Below are 21293 nucleotides of genomic sequence, written 5' to 3' on the forward strand. Positions count from 1 at the left end.
CCTCTGCCACCCGCCCTCCTCGAAACACCCTGGGACCTTTTCCCCCTCGAAACCCTCTACGCCCCTTGGGCCCCCGGCGGTCCCCCCCCCTTTTCGCCCCCCGTCCCTCCTTGCGGCCCCTGCGCCCCCCCGATCCCCGGAACCCCCTGCGGGCCGCTGTTGCCCTGGGGGCCCTGGGGGCCCTGCGCACCGGGGACGCCCTGGGGACCCTGCGGGCCCGGACGCTCGTGGTGATCACGCCCTGGCGGGTCGTCACGCCTGAGCAGCTGCGTCGCGCGGTGGGCGATGTCGGCGCTCAGGGCGCCGTTCGGGCCCGGCACCACGTGAGTGTGGTGGACACCGGGCTTTTCGATCGCCTCGGCCACAGCGATCGTCGTCGAGGCCAGGTTGACCACCATCGCCAGCGCACTCGCCGCCGACACCATGGTGGCGGCCCTGATATGAGATCTGCGGAGCGAATTCTTCTTCATTCCGTGCCTTCCTGCAGAGCTGAGAGTGAACACGCAGGCCACGCATAAAAGTTCACGACCGCGCACGGGCACTGCGGTGCTTGCCGAGCAAGGAAATTATGTGTGCGCACCACCGACCCGCGGTGGCACCGGAGCTCCGCCTTTAGTAGATCACCCGGTCAGCCCCGACGGAATTCGCCGACGCGCGCCGGGCCGTGCGGAGAATCACCTTTTTCCCCATCTCGCGGCGACAACGCCCTTGCGTGTCGCGGTGACTGTGGAAGTGTCAGATCCTCAAGGCCCGCCCGTCACGGGAGATGACTGGGCGAAGCCAGGTAGGACCGGCACACCTCGTAGGAGGGCAGCAGTCCGGCCGCCACCGCTTCGGCCATGGTCGGCGCCGCGGCGTCCCTGGCGGAGAGCAGCGGCGTCGTGCCGGGCCACTCGATACCCAGTTCCGCGTCGAACGGATGCACCGCGTGTTCGGCGGCCGGGTTGTACGTCGCCGAGCACAGGTAGCTCAGTGTGGCGACGTCGGTGAGCGCGCAGAACCCATGGCCCAACCCCTCCGGCAGGAAGGCCGCGTGGCGCTCGACGTCATCGAGCCGGACGGCCTCCCAGCGACCGAAGGTGGGCGAACCGACCCGCAGGTCGACCACCACGTCCAGCACCGCACCGCGCACGCAGGTCACGTACTTCGCCTGCCCTGGCGGCGTGTCGGCGAAGTGGATACCGCGCACCACGCCGCGGGAGGACACCGAGAGGTTGGCCTGGGCGAGTCGCAGCGACCGGCCCGCCGCCTCGGCCAGCCGATCGAACCTGTACCACTCGGTGAACAGTCCCCGCTGGTCGCCGTGGAGTTGCGGGACGACCTCGAAGGCGCCCTCGATGGTCAGCTCACGGATGCGCACTGCTTGTCCTCCTCCAGCAGGTCGAGCAGATACCGGCCATATCCGCTCTTGAGCAACGGCTCGGCCAACAGCTGTAGCTGAGCGTCGCCGATCAGCCCGGCCCGCCAGGCCGCCTCCTCGACGCAGCCGACCTTGAAGCCCTGACGCTCCTCGATCACCCGGACGAATTCCGAGGCCTGGACCATGGAGACGAAGGTGCCGGTGTCGAGCCAGGCCGTGCCCCGGTCGAGCCGGGTGACGTACAGCTCACCCAGTTCCAGGTACCTGCGATTGATGTCGGTGATCTCCAGCTCCCCACGGGGGCTGGGGCGGAGACCCCGGGCGATGTCGACCACCCGGTTGTCGTAGAAGTACAGCCCGGGGACCGCGTACCTGGACCTCGGCCGGCTCGGCTTCTCCTCGATGGAGAGCACCTGGCCCGCCTCGTCGAACTCCACCACGCCGTACGCCGAGGGGTCGGCAACCGGGTACGCGAAGACCCGACCACCCTTCAGGTCCGCTTGCCGGGCCAGCCGGGTGCCGAGCCCGCTGCCATGGAAGATGTTGTCGCCCAGGATGAGGGCGACCGCCTCGCCGCCGATGAACTCCGCGGCGAGCAGGAACGCCTGGGCGATGCCCCCCGGGCTCCCCTGTACGACGTACTCGAGGCGGAGGCCGAACTGTCCGCCGTCGCCGAGCAGTCGGCGGAACTGGGGCCGGTCCTCGGGCGTGGTGACGATCAGGACTTCACTGATTCCGGCCATCACCAGAGTAGCAAGTGGATAGTATACTATCGGTTTGTCGAAGACCGGCAGCAGTTGCTTGGACACCGATCGGGTCACCGGCCAGAGTCGCGAGCCGGTGCCACCGGCCAGCAGGATTCCTCGCATGGCAGGGCAGCGTAGTGCGCCGACGGTCGATCGGAAATCTTCTGACGGAGATTCATGTCGGCTATCCAGAGCCGAGCTAGACTTCGCCACCATGCGCATCCTGGTCACCGGCGGTGCCGGTTTCATCGGTTCCGAGTTCGTCCGACACCTACTGAAAGCAGACCCCAGGGCCGGCATTACCGTCCTGGACAAAATCACCTATTCGGGCGTCAGGGAGAACCTGGCGCCGGTGGCCGATCTCCCCGGATACGCCTTCGTTCATGGCGACATCTGCGACGTGCGGACGGTGAACGACGTGATGTCGGGTCACGACGCGGTGGTCCACTTCGCCGCCGAGACGCACGTCGACCGCTCGATCTCCGGAGCGGCACCGTTCGTGCGGACCAACGTGGTCGGCACCCAGGTGCTGCTGGACGCCGCCGTCCGGCATCGCGTCAGCAGGTTCGTCCAGGTCTCCACCGACGAGGTCTACGGCTCCATCGACGACGGTTCCTGGACCGAGGAGTCGCCACTCGCCCCCAACTCGCCGTACGCCGCCTCGAAGGCCGGATCCGACCTGCTGGCCCTGGCCTACCACCGCACCCACGGCCTCGACGTGTCGGTCACCCGCTGCTCCAACAACTACGGTCACCACCAGTTCCCGGAGAAACTGATCCCGCTGTTCATCACGAACCTGATCGACGGCAGGCAGGTACCGCTGTACGGTGACGGCGGCAACGTGCGCGACTGGCTGCACGTCTCCGACCACTGCCGTGGCATCGAGCTGGTGCTGCGCGGCGGCCGGGCCGGCGAGGTGTACCACATCGGCGGCGGCACCGAGATCACCAACAAGGAGCTCACCGGCCTGCTGCTGGAGGCCACCGGGCACGGCTGGCAGATGGTCCGGCAGGTGCCCGACCGCAAGGGGCACGACCGGCGCTACTCGCTGGACTTCGGCAAGATCCGACAGGAACTCGGCTACCGGCCACAGATCTCCTTCGCGGAGGGCCTGGCCGATACCGTCGCGTGGTACATCGACAACCGCGCCTGGTGGCAGCCGTTGAAGACCCGGGCGGCCCTGTCGTGACCCGCTGGCTGCTGACCGGCGCCGGCGGGATGCTCGGCCGCGAGCTGCGGACCCTGCTGGCGGACGAGCGGACCACCGCACTCGACCGCGCGGCGCTGGACATCACCGATCCGGAGGCCGTCCACCGCGCCGTCGCCGACCACGACGTGGTGATCAACTGTGCCGCCTGGACGGACGTGGACGCCGCCGAGAGTGCCGAGGTCGCGGCAACCGCCGTCAACGGAGGGGGAGTTCGCCAGCTGGCGCTCGCCTGTCGGGCGACCGGAGCCCGCCTGCTGCAGGTGTCCACCGACTACGTGCTGTCCGGCGACGCCATCGAGCCCTATCCCGAGTCGGCCCCCACCAGCCCGATCAACGCGTACGGCCGCGGCAAGCTGGTCGGCGAACGGGCGGTCGCCGAGCTCCTGCCCGACACCGGGTACGTCGTCCGCACCGCCTGGCTGTACGGCGAGCACGGCCGCAACTTCGTCACGACCGTCCTTGGCCTGGCCGCCCGACGTGACACCATCGACGTCGTCGCCGACCAGTACGGACAGCCCACCTGGACACGCGATCTGGCCCGGTTGCTGGTCGCGCTCGGCCGCACCGACCAGGCTCCGCCCGGTGTCTACCACGGTTCGGCGTCCGGTCGCACCACCTGGTACGAGCTGGCCCGCACGGCTTACGAGCTCGCCGGCCTCGACCCCGACCGGGTCCGTCCGACCACCTCGGCGGCCTTCCCCCGCCCTGCCCGGCGGCCCGCGTTCAGCGTCCTCGGCCATGCCCGCTGGGCCACGGTCGGGATCGCCGAACCACCCGACTGGCGCGAATCGCTGACCGAGGCGCTGCACCGGCCGGCGTTCACCACCCCCGTCCGGGGGACGTCGAAGGGCCAAGCCTGAGCGGCCACTTGGCCGCGCCGCCTCGGCCGGCCGAACCGTACCTTCAACATCCCCGGACCGCTGACCATTTCGCGCGAGCTCGGGCCCAATCTCGTATGATATGAGAATTTTCCGGTCAAACGTCGATGCCGAAGTCACACTTGGCGGCATGCGAACGTTTGCAGCTGAGCGCTCACCGCTGCCGAACGCGCCGGAACGGCCGACATGCCGACGCCCGGTGACTGCGCCATGTCCGCCCTACGAAGGGAGAACCATGCGGTTCACGAACCGGATCGTGATGCTGACCGCCGCGTTTCTGCTCGTCCTCGCGTTCCCCGGTCGCGCCGGCGCCGCGGCCACCATCACCCAGGACAGCCTCGCGCCGATCGGTGTCGCGCCGAACACCCCGGTCACCGCCACCTTGACCGTGCACTCCTCCGCCTGCGAGACGGTCCTCCAACTCGGCGTCGCGGTAAGGGACTCGGCCGGCAACAACTACGACTACCCGGGCTCGACCGGCGCCGTCACGATCTGCCCGAGCGGCTACACGCTGGTCACCGGCTTGCGCGCCTTCCCTGCCGGCAGCTACACCGAGTTCGGCTACTACCTGGACTCGGCTGGCTACCACGACCTCCCCCCGCTCACGCGGACCGTCTCCTCGGGGGGGCACGCCGGGGACGCCCACGGCGGGGAAGTCCCTGGTCTTCGACGAGGAGTTCACCTCCCCGATCGTCTTCGGCAGCCGGTGGGTGGCCAACAAGACCAGTGCCTACCAGTACGGCAACAGCAACCCGAACGATGACAAGCTCGATCTGCTGACCCCCAGCGCCATCACCTCGGGCAACGGGACCGTCACCTTCACGGCGCAGCCCAGCAGCACCATCCTGGCAAACGGCAAGAAGGCGTGGACCACCGGGCTGCTCACCACCGAGGGGTCGACCCAGGGCTTCCAGGTCCAGACCGGCGACTACATCGAGGGATACGTCCTTATGCCGCCGAGTTACGGCGCCTGGCCCGCCCTGTGGAGCTGGAAGAACGGCGACACTGAGATCGACAAGTTCGAGTACCACCCGGACAACCCGAAGCTCCTGGAGCTGACCAACCACATCAACGCGGCCCACGACTACTACACCAGCCCCAGCTCGGTCTCCGCCAACCAGTGGGTGAAGATCGGCGCGTACTACGGCGCGACCTCGGTCGACTGGTACGTCGACGGCGTCAAGATCTACTCCGACGGGACGGGCGTGGGGACGAACTTCCAGGCGTACATCATCCTCAATCTCTCCATCGACGCCGGCAACTACCACCCGGCACCGCAGAACAACAACCCGATCACCTTCTCCGCCCACTACGTCCAGGTGTGGCGATGAGGACGCCCGCCCACCTCGCCCGGGCACCTCGGCGAACCCGGCACGTCCGCGCCGGGACCCGCGCGATCGAACTATCGGAAAGACAGGTGGTAATCATGACCCGCAGGTCAGGTCCGCTCCGCCGAGCGCTGCTCTGGACGGTACTGACGGCATGTGCGCTGACGGCGGCCCCGGCCGCGGACGCGACCGTGCCGGCGGACGACCGCGCCACGGTTCCACCTCCGGCCCCGGCGAGTGTCCCGGTGGCGCACCTCGCCCCCGTCCCCGACCCCGCACCCGTCGGTGGTGAGCTGATGGTCCACGTGCTGCTGGTCAACCAGGGACCCAACAGGACGCTCTCGCCGACCACCGTCACGGTGAACCTGCCCAGCGGCACCGCCGCCATCGGCCCGTACTTCCCCACCTCGTGTACACCCAACTCGGGCGGCCTCACCGTCACCTGCACGTTTCCCGCAGGCCTCAACCCGCTGAGAAGCGCGGCCGTGCTGATCCCGACGCAGGTCTCACCGAGCGCGCCGGCGCACTCGAAGCTGTCCGGTGGCGTGGCGACGGTCATCAACCCCGACGACCCCCAGGCCAAGATCCGTTCCGTGAATTTCGACCTCAAGACGGCCTGACGCCGCGTCCGCACGTTCCCACCGGGTCCTCCGCCGGGCGCGCACAGGTCACGGCCGACGGCTCGGCGGGGCGCCGGATTATCTCCCGGTAGATCTCGTTTTCATAACGGTCCGGGTCGGCATATGCCATAGATCTTTGCCAGGGTTTCTCATGGTGAGTCATGACGGAACGACGGTAGGGGAGAATGGCAGAGTGCACATTAAATACGACTACTCCTCGGACGATGGCTCGCTGGCCGAGCTGGTCGCGGAAGCCATTCGCCTGGACTACGGAGGTGCTCGGGCACGCTCGACTCTAGCCGCAGGACCGATCCCGGAGGACGGTGATCCACGAAGTCTCCGCCCGCCCGCCGGGGTCTCGCTCGTGGCCCATCGCTATCTGCGAATAATCGGGGGGGCATAGCCTGCCGGAGGCCTGCCGCCCAGAGGGGGCAGGCCGTTTCCGGGATCGCCGGCCACCACCCGCACGGCGACCGCTCCACTTGTCGCGTGCTAGCGCCGCGCCCGATGGGAGCGGCGGCGGCCGATCGGCCTATTCGCCGGCGGTTGGCTACCGGACAGCTGCCGCACCAGCTGATGGAGCGAGATGACTCCGGTGATCGGCGGCAGGCCGGCCACGACGATGTCCGCCGCCGTGCGGTGAACGTCGAAGATGCAGAGGCCGGTGGCGACGCCGGAAAAGACGACGACCACCGCCCAGGATTGGGTGGCGCGGCGCCGGTCCAGGGCGGTGCGCAGGACGGAAAGACAACCGGTGAGCCACGGTCCGTAAACGATTACCGGCCAGAGCTGGGAAAGCCCGCGTGGCGTCCGCGCCGATGCGACGTCCTGCAGGGGGTGATAGGTGAACAGCCAGTCCAGGAGGCAGACCACGGTGACCGTCAGCACCGTCAGCAGACCGAACAGGGATCCGATGACACGAGTCCAGGAAACCCCCGAGAACCAGGCCGGTTGCCGGTGCCGGGGGGACGGTCTCCCAGCCGGATCGAGGTTCGGCCGGTGCTGCGCGGAACGCGCCCCGGACACCTGCTCCGCGAACCAGGACGTCGGAGCCGTTTCGGCACCCGTGGCCTCGCCGGCGGCGCCGGGCCCGGGCGGCGGATCCTCCCGAAGCCGGTCGTCGGTCGCGCGGAACCAGGTGTGGTCGACCTCCCCCCAGGACCAGTCCAGCTGATCGAGGAAGAGCTCCTCCCCCAGCGAGTGGCCGCCCAGCTGGGCGGTGTGGCCGAACCACTCTCTTATGTCGTCCGTCATGTTTGATCGTTCTCCTTTCAGTAGACGCTCACCGGCGGAACGGCGACCGTTCCGTCACCTTCGACCGCGGAGGGGCGCGCACCGCAGCGGACCGCGAATTCCTCTTCCATCTCACGAATTTCTCGCATGAAATCGGCCAGCAGACCCGACGTGTACGGGAGCGGCACTCGCACGCCGTTTCTGCTGAGATATCCGGTACTGACGTCGCCGGCCATGTTCCTGCGATCCGGGACAAAGAGCCACCTGCCACAGCTGGTGACCGGTTCACGATAACGAAGAGTCGGCACGAAAGCCGGTCGAAGTGCGTTCACACCTCACCAACGAGAGCCCTCGACGTTGGTTTCTGAAGCCTGCCCGAGTCGTTTGATATGTGGACCCCGGGCACGCTCACCAAAACTCCGCTGGGGTGGCGCGAGGTGGCGCTCATCCGGGCTTCCTTGTCTGGTATGCCTGGATGCCGTGTCGTTCGATATGCAATACCCGACGCGCTCTACGAAAATACCCCGCCGGGACGACAGGAGAAGCGTTTTTTCACCTTCCAAGCAGATGTCATCCGTGTTACGGTTCGGACCTCCAGCGAAAAGGTCGCACGATTTTTCTGGTGACGATCACGAAAGGGCTGAGGACGGTTACATGCTGACCTTGGACGAGTACCTCGAGCTACTGGCGCTGAATCACCAGGGCTGGTCCATTGCGGAGATCTCCCGCCGACTCGGGCGGGATCGCAAGACGGTTAGCTCCTACGTCAAGGGCAGACGCGTTCCGGAGAAGCGCAGGACCGCCCAGGACGAATCACTGAGATATCTCTCGTACTGCCGCCAGCGGCTGGCGGAGGACCCCCATCTGCCGGCCCGCTGCCTCTACACTGAGATCGTCGAGCTGGGCTACCCGGGGGCGTACTCCACCTTCACGCGCGTCCTGCGCAACCAGGGCCTGCGCCCCCCCTGCCCGGAGTGCGCCGGGCGCACACACGGGGGTGAAGGGGTCGCCTCCGCTCCGTCCGAGGCAACCGTGCGGTTCGACTGGGTCGAGCTTCCGGAGTCGCCGCCGGGCTGGGGCCGGGCCGGTCGGGCCCATCTGCTGGTCGGTCTGCTTCCACACTCCGGCCGGTGGCGGGCGACCCTGGCGGAGGGTGTCGACCTCGCACACCTCGCCGAGGCCATCGACCAGGTCCTGAGACGGTTGGGCGGCACTCCGGGCTGCTGGGTGTTCGACCGGGCCACCGCCGTGTTCTCAGCGGACAGTGCCAAGGTGGCTCCGCCGTTCGCCGCCGTCGCCAGGCACTACGGCGTCCGCGTCCTGGCCGGGCCGCCCGGCGGGGGGCGCTGTGCGGCGTGCGGCGCGATCCGTGCGACCATCCGGCGTTGGTGGTCGGGAACGGTGGCCGCCGGCTGTAGCGTCCAGGCCGCGCAGCGCACCCTCGACCAGCTCGCGGCCTGCATGGACACGGCCGGCAGGCTCGGCAGTCACCTCTGTGTCGCCGGCCAGAAGGTGGCCGGCAACGGACCGCTGCTCACCCTTCCCGACAAACCGGTTCCGCTGTGGGTGTGTTCGACCAGCACCGTCAGCGCCGACGGCCTGGTCCGGTACCAGGGAAACTCCTACGCGGTGCCGGGGCATCTGGCCGGTGCCCGGTTGGAGGTTCGCCGCCGGCTCGACCGACCGTACATCTCGATCGCCACCGCCGGCGGTGCGGTCATCGCCTGCTACGAACTCGCCGCGCCGGCGCGCGGGTTGACCGTGACGAACCGATGCGACGCGATCACGCTCCAGCGTCCGTACAGCTCGGCTCCCCCAGCTGCGGCACGCTGCAAGGCCGCGACCCGGAGCCAGCGCCCCACCGATGCACCGGCCCAGGCCGGCTTCCCGCCACAGCACGAGTGGGCGGCAACACGGTCCTCGGTGTAGCCCTGGATGAGGGAGCGGCGCTGAGGAGCGGGCGGAGCCCACGGCCGACCAGACCCAGGTCGCGACTCCGACGATCGCGGTTCGCAGCCGAGCCGGCCCGGGGTGCGCTTCCACGGTTCCCGGGTGCGGCGACGAAGGACTGGGCCATGGACGGCGAGGAGGCACTGGTCTGCGCGTTCTCCATCCGAAGTTCCGCTGGGGGACGCGGAGTTGGACTCGGCAGAAGCTGGCCTGCGGTGAACTGTCCTACTACTTAACGGCGTTGGCCGTGGAGCGCCGCAACCGACCGAGGAGCGATCCGGTCAGCGCCCTGGTCCGGATGGCGGATCGGGGCGTGGTCCCGCTCAGCGACCACGAGTTGCCGGCCGCCCCGCCGCTGGCCCGGCCGGGACCACGCGGGCCGGCGGCCGACCGGCCCGCCTCCACCGTTTCGTGCCGCGCGGCCACCGGTCGCCGCCGGTGACGCCGCGCCGAGCGCGGGATCCCGTCGCGATCATCCGAAGTTCGGTCACGATCCCGCACCGGCTCCGAGAAAAGCGGAAAATCCCTCAAAAGCCTGGTCGCACGCCTGTTTCATGGCGCCCGGCAGGACGTTTGGATATCCTGCTCGAGACGGAAGCCGCATGGCATGTGGATTCCCCCGGACCGCCGGAATTCCGGCGATTCGCAGTCGATCGTCACAGCTTCCGCGATGGAATCCGAAGGCGGGTCCGATGGATCCAGAGTCACTGTTATTCTCGATCTTCTCCCCGGCCGGCCGGGAGAATCCCTACCACGCGCTGGCCAAGCTGAGACGGATCGAGCCGGTCCACCACAGCAAGACCCTCGACACCTACTGCCTGACCCGGTTCACCGACTGCCAGTCGGTGCTGACCGACCCGCGGTTCCTCGCCCCCGACCTCAACTGGTGTGAGCGCGAGCTGCCCGACTGGCGGGAGCACCCGGCCGCGGACTTCTTCTACTCCTCGATGCTGCGTAGCAACGGCTCCGTGCACGAGCGGCTGCGGCGGCTGGTCGCCGGCGCGTTCAGCGCCCGTCGGGTGACCGCGCTGCGGGCCCGGGTCGAGGAGATCACCACGGGCCTGCTGGACCGCTTCGCCGACGCCACCGCGGCCGGCGGCGCCGCCGACTTCCCCGAGCTGGTGGGCTATCCGCTGCCGGTCGCCGTGATCGGTGAGCTGATCGGCGTGCCGCCCGCCGACCAGGCGCGGTTCCACCGGCTCGGCCAGGACGCCAGCCGGCTGCTCGAGCCGGTCCGCACCGCCGAGGACTGGCACGGCGCGGACCGGGCCGTGCTCGCCCTGCGCGAGTACCTCACCGTCCTGCTGCGCGAACGGCGGCTGCGTCCGGCCGAAGACCTCACCAGCGCGCTGCTGGCGGCCTCCGACGCGGAGGACCTCCCGCTCACCGAGGCGGAGTTGACGGACACCCTGCTGCTGACCTTCGTCGCGGGGTTCGAGACCACCACGGCGATGCTCGGACTGACCGTCTTCGCCCTGCTCTCCCACCCCGGTCAACTGGAACTGGTGCGTGCCCAGCCGCAGTTGGCCGGCGCGGCGGTCGAGGAGTCGCTCCGCTGGGACACCCCGGTGCAGATGACCGAGCGCGTCGCGGCGGAGCCCGTGGAGGTCGGCGGGACGCGGATTCCCCAAGGGGCCAACGTGACCACCGTGCTGGCCGCCGCCAACCGCGATCCGCGGCGGCACCCCGACCCGGACAGCTTCACCGTGCGGCGGCCGGACACCAGGGTGCTCAGCTTCAGCGCCGGCCCGCACTACTGCCTCGGCGCCGCGCTGGCGCGGATCGAAGGGGGCGCGCTGGTGGGCCAGTTGCTGACCAGGTTTCCCCGGCTCACGCTGGCCCGACCGCCGGTGCGGCGCGCCTCGATCAGTCTGCGCTCCTTCGAGGAGCTGGCTCTGCTCGCCAATGGCTGAATCCCGTCCAGGACGTGACCTCCGATTCTGGCCGACTCCCGCGAAGGGACCCGCCCGTGAACTTCCTGCACACAGAGCGCGCCACCCTGGAAGCCCTGCTCCCCGGTCTGGACGAGACCCTCGCGGGTTACCCGCTGGAGGAGCTGGAGGCTTCCCCGAGTCCGGCGATCCGCGCGTTCCGCGAGGCCGGCGGCCCCGCGCTGCTGGTCCCGGCACGGACCGCCGGGATCGGCGCCACCCCGCTGCAGGCCGTCCGGGTACAGCGCGCCGTCGGCGCCCGCTGCCCGTCACTCGCGGTGGCCAGCACCATGCACCACTTCTCGGTCGCCGGGCTGGCCCGGGCCGCCGAGTACGGCACCGGCCTGGAAGGGCTGCTGCTGGAGGCGATCGCCAAGGAGCGGCTGCTGCTCGCCTCCGGCTTCGCCGAGGGCAACACCGGTCAGAACATCCTGCGGCCGCACATCACCGCCGTGCGCCGGGACGGGCGGGTGGTGCTGAACGGCAGCAAGATGCCGTGCAGCCTGGCGCGTTCGATGGACCTGCTGACCGCCTCGGTGGCGCTGGCCGGCGAGGACGGCGTCGACCGGCTCGCCGTCGCGGTGATCCCTGCCGGGACACCCGGCCTCCAGGTGCGGCCGTTCTGGCGGACGCCGATCCTGGCCGGGGCCGAGAGCGAGCAGGTCGTCCTCACCGAGGTCGAGCTGGACGAGCAGATGGTGGTGGTCACCGAGGTCAGCGCCGACGCCGTCCCCGACGACCTGAACATCGCCGGTTTCCTCTGGTTCGAGCTGCTGCTGACCGCGGGCTACCTCGGGGTGGCCAGCGCCCTGGTCGAGCGGGTGCTCGACCGCCCGGGCGGGGCCGGGGACGACCCCACCCCGTTCACCGTGGGCGTCGAGGCGGCGATGCTCTCGGTCGAGGCGGTCGCGCGTGCCATGGCCGACGAAGAGTGGGACGACCGGTTGCTGGTCGCCGCCCTGACGGCGCGCTACGCGGCGCAGGAGGCCATCGCGCGCACCAGCCGGGCCTGCCTGGCGGCCTTGGGCGGCATGGCGTTCATCAGCTCACCCGACGGCGTGTACCTGGCCTCGGCCGCGGCCGCGCTCGGCTTCCACCCACCGTCCCGCAGCCGGATGGGCCCGCCGCTGCGGGAGTTCCTCGACGGGCGGCCGCTACGGATCGGCTGACCGCCGACCGCCCCCTGAGACGCCACCCGACGACCCCGAGCAGGTGATCCCCGTGGAACGAAGTGGCTACCAGGTCGAGGTGCTGTCCGGCATCGACTCGCTGCCGCCGGAGGTCTGGCAGCGGCTGGCCCCCGCCGACGACCCGATGTGGTCCCGCGCGGTCTTCGGCGCCATGGAACGCAGCTCCATCGGCCCCGACGGCTACGCCTACCTGACGGCGCGTCGAGACGGCGAGGTGGCCGCCGTACTGCCGCTCTGCCTCTTCCGCGAGCTGCGGCTCGACGCCGTCGTCGGGCCGCGCGAACGCCGGCTGCTGGCGCCGGTCAGGCGTCTCCTCCCCCGGCTGCTCCGGGTGCCGATGCTGTTCTGTGGGAACCTGCTCGGCCAGGGCCACCTGCTCTCGCCCGACCCGCCGTCCCCGGAGCTGTGCCGGCTGCTGGTAACCGCGACCCTGGGCTTCGCCCGACGGCAGCGGCTGGGCACCGTGGTGTTCAAGGACTTCACTCCCGTGGAGCTCGACCCGCTGCGTCCGGCCCTGGAGAGCTCCGGCTTCTTCTTCCTGCCGAGCCTGCCGGACACCGAGCTCCCTCTGGCACGAGGCTCGTTCGAGGAGTACCTGGCCGCACTGCCGGCCAGGCCCCGACGCAACGCCCGCGCCAAGATCCGCCGCTTCCAGGCCCGGCCGGAGCTGCGGATCGAGGTCCTGGACGACTTCGCGCACCTGCTGCCCGAGGTCCTCGCGCTCTACCGCCAGGTGATGGACCGGGCCGACCAGACCCTGGACGTCCTGGACGGCCCCTTCTTCGCCGCCCTGCACGCCGACCGCGAGCTGCGCCGACAGCTGGTCGCCTGCTTCGAGGGCGAGCGCCTGGTGGCTTTCCTGCTCTGCCTGTTCACCGGCGGCGGGGCCACCGGCGCCCGGATCGGCCTGGACTACCGGATCGCCCACGACGCCCGGCTGTACCACAACGTGCACTACGCGGCGATCAGGCTCGCCATCGCCGCGGGCTGTGAGCGGATCCGGTTCGCCCAGACCGCGTACGAGCCCAAGCTGGAGCTCGGCTGCCACCTGGTCGAGCAGGGCCACGCGATGACCCATCTGCGCCCGGTGCCCCGGGCGATCCTGCGCCGACTGCTCCCGGCCGCGCTCTCCGCCGCGCTGGCCCGGGCGACGAAGGCGGCCCGGACCGGCCGTCCGGAGAAGGAAGGACACCGTCATGCCGTGCGTTGAAGTGGACCTGCGGATCGCCGCGCCGCCCGAGGCCGCCTGGGCCGCGGTGGTGGACGTGGAGAGCTACCCGGACTGCATGGAGAGCGTCGACTCGGTCGTCCTCACCGAGCAGATCGACGAGCTGCGCCGCACCACCGCCTGGTCCGTTCGGCTCAAGGGATCGGTGCTGCGCTGGACCGAGGCGGAGGTGCTCGACCCGGTCGCCCGCCGCTTCGACTTCCGTCAGGTCAGCGGGGACCTGGGCGAGTTCGTCGGGCACTGGGCGGTCAGCCCCGCGCCCGACGGCAGCACCGTCTCACTGCACGTCGAGTTCGACATCGGCATCCCGCTGCTCGCCGAGATGCTCAACCCGGTGGCCGCCGACGCGCTGCGGGAGAACGCCGCCCAGATGCTCTCGGCGCTCGAACAACGGCTGACCGCCGGCCGCCCCCGTTCCGGGGCCACGGCATGACCGCGCCGCCGCTGGACGCCCGCGAGGCCTTCGACCGGTTGCGCCGCCACCTCTCCCCGAAGCTGGCCCTCACCGGGACGTTCGCCGGGCGCGGCGCGGTCGAGGCCTCCGCCGGCGGCTGCCGGGTGGTGCTCTCCGACGGCCGTTCGGTGCTGGACTTCGGGTCCTACGCGGTCACCCTGCTCGGCCACCGCCATCCGGCCGTGCTGGCGGCGGTCCGCCGTCAGCTGGACACCATGCCGACCTCCACCCGGAGTCTGGCCAACCCGGTCGCGGCCGAGGCGGCGGCCCGGCTGGCCGAGCACTTCGGCAACGCGCTGCCGAAGGTGTACTTCGGGCTGAACGGCGCTGACGCCGTGGAGGTGGCGGTCAAGCTGGCGCGGGTGGCCACCGGGCGGGCACGGGTGATCGCGGTCCACGGCGGCTTCCACGGCAAGTCGCTCGGCGCGCTCGCGCTGACCCACAGTCCGCTGTACCGGGTGGGGTTGCTCGGTTGCGCGGTGGACGTGGTCCATGTGGACCCGGCGGATCCCGACGCGGTCCGCCGCGAGATCGCCGCCGGCGAGGTGGCCGCCGTCGTCTTCGAACCCGTCCAGGGCGAGAACGGCGCCGTGCCGCTACCGGTCCCGGTGCTCCGGCAGTGGTGCCAGGACGCCGCCCGGCACGGCGCGTTCGTCATCGCCGACGAGATCCAGTGCGGCCTGCGCCGGTGCGGCGAACGCTCGGTCGCGCTGGCCGAGGACCTGCCGGTGGACGCGGTGCTGCTCGGCAAGCCGCTGGGCGGCGGGGTGGTACCGCTGTCGGCGGTGCTCTGCTCCGAGGAGCTGTACGCGCCGCTGGCGGCCGATCCGTTCCTGCACTCCGCCACCTTCGGCGGCCATCCGCTGAGCTGTGCGGCGCTCCCGGCCGCACTCGGCGTGATCGAGGAACTCGCTTGCCATGGCGCCGAGTTGGCCAAGGCCCTGGAGATCGCACTGGGTGAACTGGGCCGCCGTCACCCGCAGTTGGTCGGCGAGGTGCGGGGCCGTGGACTGCTCTGGGGGGTCGACTTCCGCACGCCGCAGGCCGCCGGCTCGGTGGTGGTCGAACTGGCCGGCGCCGGGCTGCTGGTCTCGCCCTGTCTGGGGCGGCCGACCACCGTCCGGCTGCTGCCGCCGCTGGTCGCCACCGAGGCGGAGGTCGCGGAGGCGGTCGGGATCCTGGACGCCGCGCTCGCGGTCGCGGCCCGCACCACACCCGACACGCCGGTTCCCGTGCGCCCCCAGCGGAAGGAGTGACCGCCATGCCCACCCGCGAGCAACTCGCCATCGCCGTCCGGAAGACCATCTCCGATGTGCTCGGCACCGAGATGGCCGAGGTACAGGAGCAGACCAGCCTGGAGACCGACTACGGCATCGACAGCCTGGAGTTGATGGAGATCGGCGCCCGCCTGGAGCGCACGCTCAACCTGCGGATCGAGGTCGAGGACCTGACCCGGGCCCGGACCGTCGGCCACGCCATCGACCTGCTCGACGCCCGTCTGGCCGGGCGACCTTGAGCGGCCGCGACGCCCGCGGCCGGCAACGCGTCGCGGTCACCGGCATCGGGGTGAAGTCGCCGGCCGGCAACAGCGTCGAGGAGGCGTTCGCCGCCGTGCTGGCGGCGCGGTCCGCCGCGGCGCTCGTGCCGCAGCTGGCCGGGCGGGACCTCCCGGTGCGGTTCGGCTGCCTGGTACCGCCGTTCGACACCGGCGACTACGTCAGCCGGCGCGAGGCGCACCAGATCGACCGCGTGACCGAGCTCCTGCTCTGCGCGGCGGCGGACGCGCTGGGCGGGGCCCCGCCGCCGACCGCTCTGCCGCCGGAGCGGATCGGCGTGCAGATCGGCACCGGGATCGGCGGCCTGCCGAGCATGGAGGCCACCACCCGGGACCACGACGCCGACCCGATGGGCATGCCGGTGCACACCGTCCCGAAGACCATGGCCAACTCGGCGGCCTGCCGGATCGCCCTGCGCCACGGCTTCCAGGGCGAGTGCACCACCTACTCGACCGCCTGCGCCAGCGGCACCACCGCCATCGGGGAGGCCGCGCGCCGGATCCGGTACGGCGAACTCGACCTGGCGGTGGCCGGCGGCGTGGACGCGGCCGTCACTCCGGTGATCATGGGCGGCTTCGCCCGGCTGCGGGCGCTGTCCACCCGTACCACCGCCCCCGAGCTGGCCAGCCGTCCGTTCGACGCGGACCGGGACGGATTCGTGCTGGGCGAGGGCGCCGCCGTGCTGTTGCTGGAGCGCTGGGACTCGGCACGAGCCCGCGGCGCGCGGATCCTCGGCGAGGTCACGGGCTACGCGAACACCTGCGACGCGTTCCACATCGTCGCCCCGCACCGCGACGGCGAGGTCGCCGAGCGCTGTATGCGCCTCGCCATCGCCGACGCCGACCTGACACCGTCCGACATCGGCCAGATCAACGCGCACGGCACCTCGACGGTGCTCAACGACCGCGCGGAGGCGCACGCGATCGAGCGGTGCTTCGGCGGCCAGTCGCCGCCGGTGACCGCGACCAAGGGCGTCACCGGCCATCTGATCGGCGGCTCGGGGGCCTTGGAGGCCGCCATCGCGCTGCTCTGTGCCGCGCGGGGCGTGGTCCCGCCGATCGCCAATCTCGCCGCCAGCCCGGAGGGCGACCTGGTGGACCTGGTGGCGGGCACGCCCCGCACCGTCGCCTCCGCTCCGGTGCTCTCCAACTCCTTCGGCTTCGGCGGCCAGAACGCCTGCCTGGTGCTGGCCGCGCCGCCGTGAACCCCCAGCAGCCCACGGTCCACCCCTTCGACCCTTCGAACCGGAAACGAAGCCCATGCGAACCCTTGTCACCGGTGCCACCGGCGTGGTCGGCGTCGAGCTGGTGGACCAGCTGGGTGGTGCGGACGGCGGACCCACCGTCGTCCGCACCGCCCGGCGGCCGACCGACCCCGCCCTGGTGAGCTGGCGGATCGGACACGAGCCACCGCCCGCCGAGCTGTCCGGGCACTGGGACGTCATCGTGCACGCGGCGGCCTCCACCCGCTGGACGCTCAGCCGCTCGGAGGCCGTCGCCGCCAACATCGAGCCGCTGCGGGCGGTGCTCGCCCTGGCCGACGCCGACACCCACCTCGTCCAGGTGTCCACCGCCTACGTCGGCGGGGTCCGCAACCCGGAGGACCCGCGCGGCGAGGAGTTCGCCGGCTACCGCAACGGCTACGAGTGGTCCAAGGCGGTCTGCGAGGAGATCGTGCGCGAGGAGCACCGGGGACCGCTGACCGTGGTCCGGCCGCCGCTGATCGTGGGACGGCGGACGGACGGCGGGATCTCCCGCTTCTCCGGCCCGTACACGCTGTTGCAGGCGCTGGTCTCCGGCCTGGCCGCCGTGGTGGTCGGGGATCCCGGCGGCCGTGCGGAGATCAGCCCCGTGGACCAGGTCGCCGCCGTGATCGCCGGCGCCGTGCGCGGCACGCCGCCGTCGTCCCCGCGCACCGAGGTGATCGCCGGCGGGCAACGGAGCCTGCGACTGGACACCCTGCTCGACGTCGCCTGCCGGACCATCAACGAGTGCCGGGCGGCGCACGGCGCGGCGCCGATCGAACGGCCGCCGATCGTCCCGGTGGACGGCTGGAACCGGTTCTTCCTGCCGCTCGCGGAACGGTACCTCTCGCCGCTGCAGACCCAGGCGGTCAAGCTGCTGGCGATGTTCCAGAGCTACACCAGCATGGGTGAGCCCTTCGAGCCCACCCACGCCGTCGCGGACCCGGCCGCCGTGATGGCCGGCGCGGTCCGCTACTGGGCCGCCCGCCGGCCCCGGCTGGCGCTGGCCCGGCCCACCCCGTGGACGCTGATCGCCGCCGACTGAGCGGCTCCGGGCCACCGCACCGCTCACCGGGTGCGCCCCGAGGACCGGGCAAGTCCCGCTGGTGGTGCGCTGCTTGGCGCCGGTCGACCGGTAACCGGCCGGCGTGGTGGGCGCGTTGTCCACGCCGGCGAGGTCCAGCTCGCTCCGGGCGCCGTCGCGAACCGCCACGACGCCCACCACGCCCGGCCGGACGACGGAAGCCGGACCAACAAGGATTGCATACGCACCAGTTCCATTGGCTTCAGTATTTCTTGGGTTAACTTTTATGATTCTCCCGGCACTTCTGCGGCTTTTCACCCGGGCGATGGCACTCCGGTTTCCGTCGTGACGGCCCGAGTCGCATGGTGGGCAAATGGCAACTGATATCACGTCACAGCAAATTCACGGCCAGCCACTGGACCGGGCCGTGGACCGGACCCAGGCGCGTTCGGGTTCACCGAACCTCTCCCGCGTCACGGTCGCGGCACTGGCCGGAACGGCCGTCGAACACTACGACTTCCATCTCTACGGGATGGCCGCGGCATTGGTCTTCGGCCACCAGTTCTTCCCCAAGCTCGGCGTGGCGAACTCCCTGCTGGCGTCCTTCTCGGTCTCGGTGGTGGCGTTCGTGGCCCGTCCGGTCGGAGCCGTGGTCTTCGGGCACTTCGGGGACCGCCTCGGGCGCAAGGGCGTCCTGGTGATCTCGCTGCTGCTGATGGGCCTCTCCACGGCGGCCGTCGGCGCGCTGCCCGGCTACCGCAGCTGGGGAGTCTGGGCCCCGGCGACCCTGGTCCTGCTGCGGTTCTGCCAGGGTCTGGGCCTGGGCGGCGAGTGGGGCGGCGCGGCACTGCTGGTGGCCGAGCACGCCCCGCACGGCCGGCGCGGCCGGTACGCGGGCTACCTCCAGCTCGGCAGCTTCGCCGGGTCGGTGCTCGCCACCGCGGTCTTCGTCACGCTCTCCGCCGGCCTGAGCGGGGCCGAGTTCGCCTCGTGGGGGTGGCGGCTTCCGTTCCTGGGCTCGATCCTCCTGGTGGGGCTGGGGCTGTTCGTCCGGCTGCGGATCGACGAGACCCCGGCCTTCGCCCGGCAGACGACCACCGGGCGGCCGGCGGTGCCCGTGTTCGAGGTGCTGCGCGATCACTGGCGGGGCGTGCTGCTCGGCACCGGCATGCTCGCCTTCGGCTATGCCTTCTTCTACCTCAGCAGCTCGTACGTCCTCGCCTACGCGACCGCGGAGTTGCGGGTGGACCGGACCCTGATGCTGGTCCTCCAGCTGCTGGTCGCGCCGGTGGGCGCGCTGGCCGTCTGGTACGGCACCGGACGGTCCGACCGCTGGGGGCGCCGTCGGGTCCTGCTGATCGGCATCGTGCTGGCGGCCGGCTGGTCGCTGGCGATCTTCCCGCTGCTGGAGAGCCTGCGGCCCGCGCTGATCCTGCTCGCGATGCTCGGCTCGGCGCTGGCACTCGGCGTGCTGCACGGCCCGACCGGCGCCTACCTGCCCGAGCTGTTCCCCACCCGGGTCCGCTACACCGGCGCCGCGCTCACCTACAACCTCGGCGGGGTGATCGGCGGTGCCACCGCCCCGCTGCTGGCCACCCGGATGACGGCGCACTACGGAACGGCCGCCCCGATGGGCTGGTACCTGGTGGGTCTCGGCGTCGTCTCGGTGCTCTGCCTGCGCGCGCTGCCCGAGACGATCGGCCGGGACCTGGCGGTGGACGTCAGCCCGGCGTGAGCGCCCCTCAGGTGCTCGGAGTGGGTCGCTCAGAGCAGGTCGGGGGCCTGGTTGCCGACGGCCTCGATCGCCCGGCGGACCGGGACCCGCACCAGCAGCGCGAAGCCGATGGCGAAGAAGATCAGCAGCGAGATGATCGCCACCCGGTAGCTTCCGGTGATCTGGAAGGCCAGGCCGAAGACCAGCGGGCCCATCCAGCTGGTCCCGCGGTCGCTGATCTTGTAGAGGCTGAAGTACTCGGCCTCCCGGCCCGCCGGGATCAGGTGCGAGAAGAGCGAACGCGACAGCGCCTGGCTGCCGCCGAGGACCAGGCCGATGGCGGCGGCCAGCGCGTAGAACCAGACGGGCTGGTTCGCCGGCATCACGTAGCCGAAGGCCAGTGTCACCACCCAGGCGACCAGCGAGCCGAGGATGGTCCGCTTGGCGCCGTGGCGCCGGGCGATCCGACCGAGCAGCAGCGCGCCGCCGATCGCCACGACCTGCACCAGCAGCACGCCGGCGATCAGCGTGGTCTGGCCCATGTGCAGCTCTTCGCTGCCGAAGAGGGAGGCCTGCGAGATGACGGTCTGGATGCCGTCGTTGTAGCAGAGGAACGCGGCCAGGAAGAGCAGGGTGAGCGGGAAGCGGCGCATCCCGCGCAGCGTGCCGGCGAGTTCGCGCAGGGTGCCGCCGGCGTGCTCGTCCAGCGGCTGCTCGTCCGCCTGCCCCGCGGGCGCGGTGGCCGGGCGGTGGGGCAGGCGGCGCATCGGGAACACCGTGAAGCCGGCCCACCACAGACCCGCCGAGGCGAGGCAGAGCCGCACCGCCGTCCCCGAGGACAGCCCCAGCGCGCCGTGGCCGAGGAAGAGCGCGAGGTTGAGCACGAGCAGCAGCCCGCCGCCCGCGTAACCGAAGGCCCAGCCCTTGGACGAGACCGCGTCCCGCTCCGCCGGCGCGGCCAGTCCGGGCAGGAAGGAGTTGGCCAGCGCCGCCGAGACCGCGTAGCAGATGTTCGCGACCACCAGCAGCGCGCCGCCGAGCAGGTAGCGGTCGCCGTCGAGGAAGAACATCCCGACCGTCGCCGCCGCGCCCACGTAGGCGAACGCGCCCAGCAACGTCCGGTGCCGTCCGGTCCGGTCGGCCGTGGCCCCCGCCAGCAGCATCACGACGACCGAGAGCAGCACGGACGCGGAGACGGTGTAGGGGAAGAACGAGCCGGCCCGCACCGGGATGCCCAGCGGGTGGACGTCGCCGTGGGCATCCGCGGCCCTGGTGGCGACGTCCGTGAGGTAGGGCCCCAGGAAGACGGTGAGGACGGTCGCCGAGAAGGCCGCGTTGGCCCAGTCGTTGAGGTACCAGCCGCGCTGGACACGCCGAAGGTCGGCCGGGGCGGCCGTGCCGCGAACAGAGGTGAGCAAAAGTCGGACTCCGCGCTCGATCAGGACATCGCGCAGGACGCCGATGCGATGCGCCATGATGCCATCCACCCGCGGGTTGGGGTAGTGCGGGCCGGCAACTCGGGGGCGGCGGTGTCAGCCGGCAGGAATGTTCGTCCACCCCCTTGTCAGCGGGCCAGAAGCGAGTAGCGTTAGTAACAGCCTGCAGGGCGAGCGAGGGAGCCTGGCCGC

General features: G+C 71.0%; 20 protein-coding genes. 15 read left to right on the forward strand and 5 right to left on the reverse strand.

Features of this window, described 5'->3' with window-relative positions:
• Nucleotides 1-757: 757 nt before the first annotated feature.
• On the reverse strand, nt 758-1354 hold the full coding sequence (rfbC, locus tag ACZ38L_RS18720; RefSeq protein WP_465694448.1) for a dTDP-4-dehydrorhamnose 3,5-epimerase: 597 nt from the start codon (nt 1352-1354) through the stop codon (nt 758-760).
• Nucleotides 1342-2229 carry a glucose-1-phosphate thymidylyltransferase RfbA gene (gene rfbA, locus ACZ38L_RS18725; RefSeq protein WP_465694241.1) on the reverse strand — a complete coding sequence of 296 codons (888 nt, stop codon included), beginning with the start codon at nt 2227-2229 and terminating at the stop codon, nt 1342-1344. Before rfbA ends, rfbC begins: the two co-directional genes overlap by 13 nt.
• A 91-nt stretch (nt 2230-2320) precedes the next feature.
• On the opposite strand from rfbA, the gene rfbB reads away from it, so the two are divergent.
• The 5 genes from rfbB (at nt 2321) to ACZ38L_RS18750 (ending at nt 6142) form a co-directional block, all read left to right on the forward strand.
• Complete coding sequence (gene rfbB / locus ACZ38L_RS18730) at nt 2321-3295, forward strand: dTDP-glucose 4,6-dehydratase (RefSeq protein WP_465694242.1); 975 nt, start codon at nt 2321-2323, stop codon at nt 3293-3295.
• Entirely contained in the window at nt 3259-4176 is a 918-nt protein-coding gene (rfbD, locus tag ACZ38L_RS18735; RefSeq protein WP_465694243.1) for a dTDP-4-dehydrorhamnose reductase, read from the forward strand. Before rfbB ends, rfbD begins: the two co-directional genes overlap by 37 nt.
• Nucleotides 4177-4429: 253 nt before the next feature.
• Nucleotides 4430-4957 (forward strand): hypothetical protein, encoded by a 528-nt coding sequence (locus ACZ38L_RS18740; RefSeq protein WP_465694244.1) that lies wholly within the window; start codon nt 4430-4432, stop codon nt 4955-4957.
• A complete protein-coding gene (locus tag ACZ38L_RS18745; RefSeq protein WP_465694245.1) occupies nt 4905-5525 on the forward strand; it encodes a beta-glucanase in 621 nt (206 codons plus the stop codon). Before ACZ38L_RS18740 ends, ACZ38L_RS18745 begins: the two co-directional genes overlap by 53 nt.
• A 95-nt stretch (nt 5526-5620) precedes the next feature.
• The gene (locus ACZ38L_RS18750; protein ID WP_465694246.1) at nt 5621-6142 is read left to right on the forward strand and encodes a hypothetical protein; all 522 of its coding nucleotides are present in this window, start codon (nt 5621-5623) and stop codon (nt 6140-6142) included.
• 492 nt (nt 6143-6634) lie between these two features.
• On the opposite strand, the gene ACZ38L_RS18755 is transcribed toward ACZ38L_RS18750, so the two are convergent.
• On the reverse strand, nt 6635-7396 hold the full coding sequence (locus tag ACZ38L_RS18755; protein WP_465694247.1) for a hypothetical protein: 762 nt from the start codon (nt 7394-7396) through the stop codon (nt 6635-6637).
• Nucleotides 7397-7413: 17 nt separating this feature from the next.
• A complete protein-coding gene (locus ACZ38L_RS18760; protein WP_465694248.1) occupies nt 7414-7611 on the reverse strand; it encodes a hypothetical protein in 198 nt (65 codons plus the stop codon).
• Between the two features lie 418 nt (nt 7612-8029).
• On the opposite strand from ACZ38L_RS18760, the gene ACZ38L_RS18765 reads away from it, so the two are divergent.
• From ACZ38L_RS18765 to ACZ38L_RS18810, 10 genes are all read left to right on the forward strand, one after another.
• Nucleotides 8030-9304 carry a Mu transposase domain-containing protein gene (locus ACZ38L_RS18765; RefSeq protein WP_465694249.1) on the forward strand — a complete coding sequence of 425 codons (1275 nt, stop codon included), beginning with the start codon at nt 8030-8032 and terminating at the stop codon, nt 9302-9304.
• A 713-nt stretch (nt 9305-10017) separates the two neighbouring features.
• A complete protein-coding gene (locus ACZ38L_RS18770; RefSeq protein ID WP_465694250.1) occupies nt 10018-11238 on the forward strand; it encodes a cytochrome P450 in 1221 nt (406 codons plus the stop codon).
• Nucleotides 11239-11294: 56 nt separating this feature from the next.
• The gene (locus ACZ38L_RS18775; RefSeq protein ID WP_465694251.1) at nt 11295-12425 is read left to right on the forward strand and encodes an acyl-CoA dehydrogenase family protein; all 1131 of its coding nucleotides are present in this window, start codon (nt 11295-11297) and stop codon (nt 12423-12425) included.
• A 52-nt stretch (nt 12426-12477) separates the two neighbouring features.
• The gene (locus tag ACZ38L_RS18780; protein WP_465694252.1) at nt 12478-13656 is read left to right on the forward strand and encodes a GNAT family N-acetyltransferase; all 1179 of its coding nucleotides are present in this window, start codon (nt 12478-12480) and stop codon (nt 13654-13656) included.
• Nucleotides 13643-14107, forward strand: coding sequence for a type II toxin-antitoxin system RatA family toxin (locus ACZ38L_RS18785; RefSeq protein ID WP_465694253.1), 465 nt, complete (start codon nt 13643-13645; stop codon nt 14105-14107). Before ACZ38L_RS18780 ends, ACZ38L_RS18785 begins: the two co-directional genes overlap by 14 nt.
• Nucleotides 14104-15384, forward strand: coding sequence for an aspartate aminotransferase family protein (locus tag ACZ38L_RS18790; protein ID WP_465694254.1), 1281 nt, complete (start codon nt 14104-14106; stop codon nt 15382-15384). Before ACZ38L_RS18785 ends, ACZ38L_RS18790 begins: the two co-directional genes overlap by 4 nt.
• Nucleotides 15385-15389: 5 nt before the next feature.
• Complete coding sequence (locus ACZ38L_RS18795; protein ID WP_465694255.1) at nt 15390-15644, forward strand: acyl carrier protein; 255 nt, start codon at nt 15390-15392, stop codon at nt 15642-15644.
• On the forward strand, nt 15641-16888 hold the full coding sequence (locus tag ACZ38L_RS18800) for a beta-ketoacyl-[acyl-carrier-protein] synthase family protein (protein ID WP_465694256.1): 1248 nt from the start codon (nt 15641-15643) through the stop codon (nt 16886-16888). Before ACZ38L_RS18795 ends, ACZ38L_RS18800 begins: the two co-directional genes overlap by 4 nt.
• Nucleotides 16889-16943: 55 nt before the next feature.
• The gene (locus ACZ38L_RS18805) at nt 16944-17972 is read left to right on the forward strand and encodes an SDR family oxidoreductase (RefSeq protein WP_465694257.1); all 1029 of its coding nucleotides are present in this window, start codon (nt 16944-16946) and stop codon (nt 17970-17972) included.
• A 352-nt stretch (nt 17973-18324) separates the two neighbouring features.
• Nucleotides 18325-19686, forward strand: a complete 1362-nt coding sequence (locus ACZ38L_RS18810) for an MFS transporter (RefSeq protein ID WP_465694258.1) — start codon at nt 18325-18327, stop codon at nt 19684-19686.
• A 29-nt stretch (nt 19687-19715) separates the two neighbouring features.
• Here the strand turns inward: ACZ38L_RS18810 and ACZ38L_RS18815 are convergent, their stop codons facing one another.
• The gene (locus ACZ38L_RS18815; RefSeq protein WP_465694259.1) at nt 19716-21140 is read right to left on the reverse strand and encodes an MFS transporter; all 1425 of its coding nucleotides are present in this window, start codon (nt 21138-21140) and stop codon (nt 19716-19718) included.
• Nucleotides 21141-21293: the final 153 nt, after the last annotated feature.

This window comes from Kitasatospora sp. NPDC024654, assembly GCF_055559155.1.

Bases quoted from the DNA above. Each gene is read 5' to 3' on its own strand.
- rfbA (WP_465694241.1), bottom strand. From the start codon at position 2,229: ATGCGAGGAATCCTGCTGGCCGGTGGCACCGGCTCGCGACTCTGGCCG.
- rfbB (WP_465694242.1), top strand. From the start codon at position 2,321: ATGCGCATCCTGGTCACCGGCGGTGCCGGTTTCATCGGTTCCGAGTTC.
- ACZ38L_RS18740 (WP_465694244.1), top strand. From the start codon at position 4,430: ATGCGGTTCACGAACCGGATCGTGATGCTGACCGCCGCGTTTCTGCTC.
- ACZ38L_RS18750 (WP_465694246.1), top strand. From the start codon at position 5,621: ATGACCCGCAGGTCAGGTCCGCTCCGCCGAGCGCTGCTCTGGACGGTA.
- ACZ38L_RS18755 (WP_465694247.1), bottom strand. From the start codon at position 7,396: ATGACGGACGACATAAGAGAGTGGTTCGGCCACACCGCCCAGCTGGGC.
- ACZ38L_RS18760 (WP_465694248.1), bottom strand. From the start codon at position 7,611: ATGGCCGGCGACGTCAGTACCGGATATCTCAGCAGAAACGGCGTGCGA.
- ACZ38L_RS18765 (WP_465694249.1), top strand. From the start codon at position 8,030: ATGCTGACCTTGGACGAGTACCTCGAGCTACTGGCGCTGAATCACCAG.
- ACZ38L_RS18770 (WP_465694250.1), top strand. From the start codon at position 10,018: ATGGATCCAGAGTCACTGTTATTCTCGATCTTCTCCCCGGCCGGCCGG.
- ACZ38L_RS18785 (WP_465694253.1), top strand. From the start codon at position 13,643: ATGCCGTGCGTTGAAGTGGACCTGCGGATCGCCGCGCCGCCCGAGGCC.
- ACZ38L_RS18790 (WP_465694254.1), top strand. From the start codon at position 14,104: ATGACCGCGCCGCCGCTGGACGCCCGCGAGGCCTTCGACCGGTTGCGC.
- ACZ38L_RS18795 (WP_465694255.1), top strand. From the start codon at position 15,390: ATGCCCACCCGCGAGCAACTCGCCATCGCCGTCCGGAAGACCATCTCC.
- ACZ38L_RS18805 (WP_465694257.1), top strand. From the start codon at position 16,944: ATGCGAACCCTTGTCACCGGTGCCACCGGCGTGGTCGGCGTCGAGCTG.
- ACZ38L_RS18810 (WP_465694258.1), top strand. From the start codon at position 18,325: ATGGCAACTGATATCACGTCACAGCAAATTCACGGCCAGCCACTGGAC.
- ACZ38L_RS18815 (WP_465694259.1), bottom strand. From the start codon at position 21,140: ATGGCGCATCGCATCGGCGTCCTGCGCGATGTCCTGATCGAGCGCGGA.